Annotated in this window: 5 protein-coding genes; 1 reads left to right on the top strand and 4 read right to left on the bottom strand. The window is 67.3% G+C overall.

Annotated elements, in window-relative coordinates:
• Positions 1-1,216: TonB-dependent receptor plug domain-containing protein (locus ACOJSF_RS02515; protein ID WP_420140657.1), on the bottom strand; the 1,216-nt coding region annotated here is incomplete at its 3' end.
• Positions 1,217-1,368: 152 nt separating this feature from the next.
• Positions 1,369-4,386 (bottom strand): glycosyl hydrolase family 28-related protein, encoded by a 3,018-nt coding sequence (locus tag ACOJSF_RS02510; protein ID WP_420140656.1) that lies wholly within the window; start codon positions 4,384-4,386, stop codon positions 1,369-1,371.
• Positions 4,387-4,573: 187 nt separating this feature from the next.
• Between ACOJSF_RS02510 and ACOJSF_RS02505 the strand changes: the two genes are divergently transcribed.
• Complete coding sequence (locus ACOJSF_RS02505; RefSeq protein WP_420140655.1) at positions 4,574-5,125, top strand: gluconokinase; 552 nt, start codon at positions 4,574-4,576, stop codon at positions 5,123-5,125.
• A gap of 3 nt (positions 5,126-5,128) precedes the next feature.
• Here ACOJSF_RS02505 and ACOJSF_RS02500 read toward each other — a convergent pair whose 3' ends face one another.
• Positions 5,129-5,806 carry a FadR/GntR family transcriptional regulator gene (locus ACOJSF_RS02500; RefSeq protein ID WP_420140654.1) on the bottom strand — a complete coding sequence of 226 codons (678 nt, stop codon included), beginning with the start codon at positions 5,804-5,806 and terminating at the stop codon, positions 5,129-5,131.
• 35 nt (positions 5,807-5,841) lie between these two features.
• Positions 5,842-6,517: GntP family permease (locus ACOJSF_RS02495; RefSeq protein ID WP_420140653.1), on the bottom strand; the 676-nt coding region annotated here is incomplete at its 5' end.

Here is a 6,517-nt window from a genome sequence, read left to right as displayed (position 1 = left end):
TGCTGGTCTTGACCTGCGCGACATTGACGGTCGTGTAGATCTCGTTGTTGTCGGCGAAGTCGAAGCCGATCCGGCCATAACCGTTGATGCGCTCCAGCTTGGACTTGAGCGACGCGCTCGACCCCGGAGCGCCCGAAAGGTCGCCGCCGACGCAGAAGCTGTTGCCCGGATAGCAGTTCGAAACACGCCCGTTGCCCAGCGGCTGCCCGCCCGAGCCGTAATTGAAGTTGTAGGGCGTGCCGTTCGGATCGAACGCGATGCCCTGCAGCGGCCCGTTATTGATCAGGCCGTACTTCGCATACTGATAGGGCTGCGCGTAGTCGCTATACACATATTGCGGCAGGCCGTTGTTGAGCTGGCCGGTGTTCAGGAGGGTCGAGGCGCGGTGCCAGTTACGGCCGCCGGCCAGATCGGTGCCGAAATTGCCCGGGCCGACACCGCCTTCATGGTCATATTCGCCGCTGACGATCACGTGCAGGCGGTTGTCGAGCAGCGCGGTGCCGTAGGCGGCCTGGACCAGCGCGGTCTCGTCATCGCCATATTTGGTGATGCTGCCGAGGACGTTGCCCTTGAAGCCTTCGAAGCGCGTGTCGGTGATAAAGTTCACGACACCGCCGACGGCGTCCGAGCCGTAGGACGCCGACGCGCCGCCGTTCACGATGTCGACGCGCTTCACCAGCAGCTGCGGGAACATGCTGACGTCGGGCACGCCCGTGACGTTGGCGCCGACGACGCGCTGGCCGTCGATCAGCGTCAGGGTGCGGATCGGGCCCAGGCCGCGGAGCGAGAAGGAGCTGAGGCCCTGCGTGCCGCTCGACGTGCTGAAGGTGCCGGTGGCGGCGCCGGTCGAACCCTGCAGCGACGGGAGCTGCTGGATCGTGTTGAACAGGTTCGGCTGCGCGTTGTTCTGGATCTGCGCTTCGCCCAGCACCGTGGTCGGCGTCGGCGCGGAGAAGCCGCTGCTCGTGATGCGCGATCCGGTGACGATGATGTCGCCGCTGCTGGCGGCCGGCGCCTCGTTGGCGGCGGGCGGCGTCGGAGCCGGCTCGGCGATCGCGGGGTCGGAACCCGGCGCCGGCGCGGCGGGGGCGGGCGTGGCGGGCGCGGTCTGCGCCATCGCCGGCGATGCCAGCACCGAAACAGTCAGCGCCGCCATGCTCACCGTGGCCAGCGCCCATCGGCGCCCAAGCCCCTGCCCGGCGAAATCGTAACCCATCTTACGTTCCCTTCCCATGCACTCTTTTTAATTGAACAACCCGTCGTCGACGGAACATCGCCGCCCAAAACGGACGGAATGTTATACGATAGGATCTACCGCGCGTTCGGCCTCCGAGAAATACGACCATGGTCGTATGTCCCGGACGTCGTTTATGGCTTGACCGCGTAAAGCGCGTGATGGGTCAGCACGAACAATGTGCGCCCGTCCGCGCCGCCGAAGATCAGCTGGAGCGGTCGTTCGGGGACATCAATCCTGCCTGTTTCGCGACCGGCGCTGTCGTAGACGAAAACCTGGCCGTTCGCGACATAGACGCGGCCGTCCTTGCCCACCGCCACGCTCTCCCCGCCGCGATTCGCGAACGGCTTCAGGTCGGTGATCGCGCCGCCCGCGCCCACGCGCCCGCTATAGGTGACGTTTTCGGAGCTGTTGGCCACGAACACGCGATCGCCCTGCTTGCCGCCGACGAAGCCGTGCGTCTGCAGGCTGTCCGACCAGCGCCAGCCGGTGTGATCCGGCGCGCCCTGCTGCCACACCTGGAAGGCGGGGAGGACGAGGCTGCCGTCGGGCGACACATATTCCTGCGCCTTGGCCGATCCGGCGTCGCGGGCGAACATCTCGGCGAGCGTCGTGAACTCGTACGTGTCGGGATTCAGCTGGTCGCGGAACTCGCCATTGTTCCAGAAATTGACCGGCAGCAGCGTGCGCGCGTCGGCGCGCGCCTGGACCGGCGTCGGCGCGATCACGGTCAGCTGGTCCTTCGGACCCGTCGGATCGAGCGAGTAGACGGTCGACTTCGCGCCCAGCGACGACAGGACAAGCAATTTGCCCGATTTGTCGACCGCGAGGTTGACCGGGTCGAGCGACTGGTCGCGCACGATTTCAAGCCCGCGCGCCTCGGTCCAGCGGTGGATCCGCTGGAAGCGGCGATCGATGAAGTAAAGCTCCCCATCCGGGCCGACGGCGGCGCCGGCGATCGACCAGAAGCCGTCCTCCAGCGTGCGCACCTCGCTGCTGCCCGCCGCCCGCACCTGCTTGGCTGGGACGGGCTTGCCGGTGATGTCCAGGCTGGCGAATTCGCGCTCGCGGACCTCCAGCTTGCTGGTCACGTCCTCGATCGCGTTCTCGAACGGATATTTGCTGGCGCGCAGATAGGTGCCGCAACCCTCGGGCTCGCAACTCGCAAAGCCGCTCTCGGCATTGATGTGAACGTTGCGGAAGCGGATGTCGGTCGAGTTGAACAGCTTCACCGCGCTCTTCGCGGGGTGATAATTCCGCGTCACGCGATAGCCGTGATAGTTCGCGAACAGCAGATTGCGCGAATTGCGGATCTCGAGCGAGATCGCGTCGGGCCCGTCGCCCACCTCCTGCTCGGTCTGGGGCGCCAGGAATTCCCAGTTCTGGACGTTGTCGAGCACGAACTCGTAGCGCGGGTGATGCTCGACCGACATTTCGTAGACGTGGCCCGGCGTGCTCGTGTCGGTGACGTAGAAGCCGGCGGAGGCGACCGTATTGGGGCTCCACACGTCGACGAAGGTGCCGCCGCCATTGTCGGTCACCCAGATGCTGGGATATTGCGCGTCCCAGCGCCCGTCGGTGACGGGATCGCCGGTACGGACCGACGCCGCGCCGAGCGGCTTGCCGTCGGCGGTGGGGGTGCCGCCGCCGCCCATGATCTTGACATCGTCGAGCAGGCTGTTCGCGCCCGAACGCCACAGGAGGGCGGAGGCGCGCGGGTTCACGCGCCCGGTGAACAGGCCGAGGCCGGAGACGATATTGTCGCCGCCGCGCGGCGTTTCGAGGATCGGCACGACCGTGCCGAGCCCGGCATGCTTCGGGTTGTTGTCCGGGATGACGAGCTGCGTGATCGCCGGGTGGATGCCGATCAGCACGGTTTCGGGACGCAGCTTCAGGCTGTCGGTCACCATGTAGAAGCCGGCCGGGAAGTAGAGCACCTTGTGCGTGTCGATCGCGCGCTGGATTGCGGCGGTGTCGTCGGTGCGGCTGTCGCCCTTGACCCCCAGCGTCTTGACGTTGGTCCAGGCGCGCATCTCCGGCAGCGCCCGGATCGCGGGCGCGCGCTGCGCGGGCAGGCTGGGGAGGGCGGTGATGTCCGCCTTCGTCTGGTAGGTGCCGGTCTTGCCCAACGCCGGCACGGCGAGGCCGTAGCTGAAGTCGGCGACGCGATAGGCGCGACCCTTGCCCGCCACGGTCTTGCCGCTGTCGCGGAAGCGCGCGAAGACGGGCGTGTTGGACGCCACCGCATTGTCGAAGCCGACCTGCGTGAAGACGTTATTCTCGTTCGAGATCACGATGCCGGCACGCGAGACGTTTTCGAACCGCACGTCCTTGCCCCACATCGAATCGCCATAGCCGCGATCGATCTCGATCCCGACCGGCGTGTTGCGGATCGCGACGTTGACGAGGGTCAGGTCGACCTCATGCTCGCGGATCGCGGCGTCGCGCTGCCCCTCGAAGGTCGAATCGAGCAGGGTGAACTGCCAGGCGGGTGACGTCTTTTCCGTCACGATGCCGTACCGGCCACCCTGGAAATGCACGTCATCCATGACGTTGCCGGCCTGGTAGACGCCGGCAAAGCCCGATCCGATGCGGAAATTCATGTGGCTGAGGAAGCCGTGCTGCGCCACGCGGAAGCGCACGCCGGCGGCCGCCTGGTTGCCCGGCCCGATCTCCACATCGACATTGCTCATCGACGAATAGAAGGTCGCCGAATTGGCATCGCGCACGATCGTGTCGCGCGGCACGATCGGCGGCACCGGCACGGGCACCATGCCGACGCTATACTGGTCGTCGCCGGCGAAGGCGACCTTGGTCGACACGCCCTTCTGGAAGCCGGGCTTGTTCGCGCCGAGTACTAGGGTCGGGCGCGTCGGCCCGACGCCATAGACGCGGACGCCGCGCCGCACGACGATCGTGCGCGTGATGCGGTAGCGGCCCGACGGCAGGAACACGATGCCGTGCCCGGTCTTGTCGAGCGAGGCGTCGATCGCGCGCTGGATCGCGTCGGTATCGTCGGCACGGCCATCGCCGCGGCCCTTGACCGTGACCGCGCGCGGCTCGTCGGGGGCGACGGGGAAGACCGATCCGGTCGCGGCCAGCGCCGGCCCCGAAATCGCCAGGAAGGTCGCCGCCAACAAGCTCGCCCGCATACCGTTCCGCCTCCGTGATAGTACGGGGCCCAAACCCCAATGTTTCCCGTCGGATAGAAGAGATGGCCGGCTCAAGCCATCCGACGATGGTCGTAATTCCCCCGCACCGCGCGCTCCCGCTAGAGCAAGTCATCGTGACCGGCACGATCTTGACGTCTGGTTGCCCAACGTCGAACCGAGGACCGCCTTGCCCCAAGCCGCCATCAGCCCCGCCCCCGCCGAACCGCTCGTGGTCGTCGTGATGGGCGTCAGCGGCAGCGGCAAATCGACATTGGGCGCGTTGCTCGCGGAAAAACTCGATTGCCCCTTCCTGGAGGGCGACAGCTTTCACTCCCCCGAGGCGGTCGCGAAGATGCGCAGCGGTCACCCGCTGACCGACGAGGATCGCTGGCCCTGGCTCGATCGGCTGGGGGCTGCGCTCGGCGATGAGGCGCGTGCCGGCGGGCGGGTGGTGGCGGCCTGCTCGGCGCTGCGCCGGGTGTATCGCGAGCGTTTGGCGGCAGCGAGCGGGCTGGCGCCCCATTTCGTGCTGCTCGACAACAATCCCGACGAAATCCTGCGGCGTCTGGTCGATCGGCCGGGCCATTACATGCCGCCCAGTCTGCTTGAAAGCCAGCTCGCCACGCTCGAGCGTCCCCACGCCGACGAGCTGGCGCTGGCGCTCCGGACCGACGTGCCCGCAGAAGAACTGCGCGACAATGTGCTGCAATGGCTGGAAACGCCGCCCGCCGCGAAGTGACGGCTACGGCATGAGCCGCTTGCGCCCCTCCGACAGGTGCCAGCGCATCGCCAGCGCGGCGCCGTCGCCATCCTGAGCGCGGATCGCCTCCACGATCATTTCATGCTCGCGCATCATCGTCTGGATCACTTCGGGCGGGCGCGAGCGCGAAATCTCGACCCCGGCGCGCATGATCCGGTCGACGTCGGGAAAGAAGGATTCGAACGCGATGACGAAGGCCGGATTGGCGGTCGCCTCCGCGATGCGGCGGTGGAGTTCCATATCCTCGTCATGCGCGGGCGCGCTGGACAGCAACGCGGTGCGAAGCTGGTCGAGGCCCTCCTCGATATGCGCCATCGCCTCGGGCGAGCGGCGCGAGGCCGCGAGACGGGCCGCTTCCGCCTCCAGCACGAAACGCACCTCGTAGCTGCCGAGCGTGCTCGCCATTTCCGCCAGCGGCATATAGGCGGCGAGCTTGTCCGACGGGCGGCTCTTCACGAACGATCCGGCGCCGCGCCGCGCCTCGGTAATGCCGTCCGACGCTAGGCGAACCAGCGCCTCGCGCACGATCGTGCGCGACATGCCGAAGATTTCCGCCAGCCGCGATTCGGATGGAAGCCGTGCCCCCACCTCGAGATGCTCGCCATTGATCATTTCGACGATGCCCGAATAGGCCCGGTCGGCTAATCGCATCTGCGCCATGGCTGCCCCCTCCGCAGCGATTGTTTTCGGTCGGTCTAGAACAGACGGCTGGCCAGGAGAACAAGCAGCAGGCCGCAGACCGAGATGACGGTTTCCAGCACGGACCACGTCTTGAAGGTGCCGGGCGTGTCGGTGCCGATATAGCTCTTCACCAGCCAGAAGCCGGGATCGTTGACGTGCGAGAAGAAGACCGATCCCGCGCCGATCGCGAGCACGGTCCATTCGGGCGATACGCCCGACGCCGCCACCAGGCCGGGCATGATCCCGGCGGTGGTGATCGTGGCGACCGTGGCCGATCCGGTCGCGAGCCGGATGCACACCGCCACGATCCAGGCGAGCAGCAGCGGGGAGATCGCGCCGTTCGCCGCGATGCGCACCAGCATGTCCGAAAGACCGGCGCTGACCAGCACCTGCTTCAGCGATCCGCCCGCGCCGATCGCGAGCAGGATCGCGCCGGCGGGCTTCAGCGCCTCGGTCCACACCGCCTCCTGGATCACGCGCTCGCCCATGCGACGGCCGAACAGCAATGGCAACGCGGCGAGGCAGGCGATCAGCAGCGCGAGGATCGGATTGCTGGCGAGACCCAGCCACGCAAATCGCGGCGCGGCCGATTCGGGCAGCAGCGCGACTACCTGGCCCGCCGCGATCAGCACGACCGGCATCAGGACCACGGCCAGAGCGCGCCACAGCGGCGGCGTCGCGACCTCGACC

It is taken from the genome of Sphingomonas sp. (assembly GCF_048594985.1).
GTDB lineage: Bacteria > Pseudomonadota > Alphaproteobacteria > Sphingomonadales > Sphingomonadaceae > Sphingomonas_I.
The sequence above is the reverse complement of the archived record's forward strand: the minus strand, read 5'-3'. Positions and strand labels throughout refer to the sequence as shown.

Excerpts from the sequence above, each read along its gene's own strand:
- ACOJSF_RS02510 (WP_420140656.1), bottom strand. The coding sequence starts at position 4,386 with ATGCGGGCGAGCTTGTTGGCGGCGACCTTCCTGGCGATTTCGGGGCCG.
- ACOJSF_RS02500 (WP_420140654.1), bottom strand. The coding sequence starts at position 5,806 with ATGGCGCAGATGCGATTAGCCGACCGGGCCTATTCGGGCATCGTCGAA.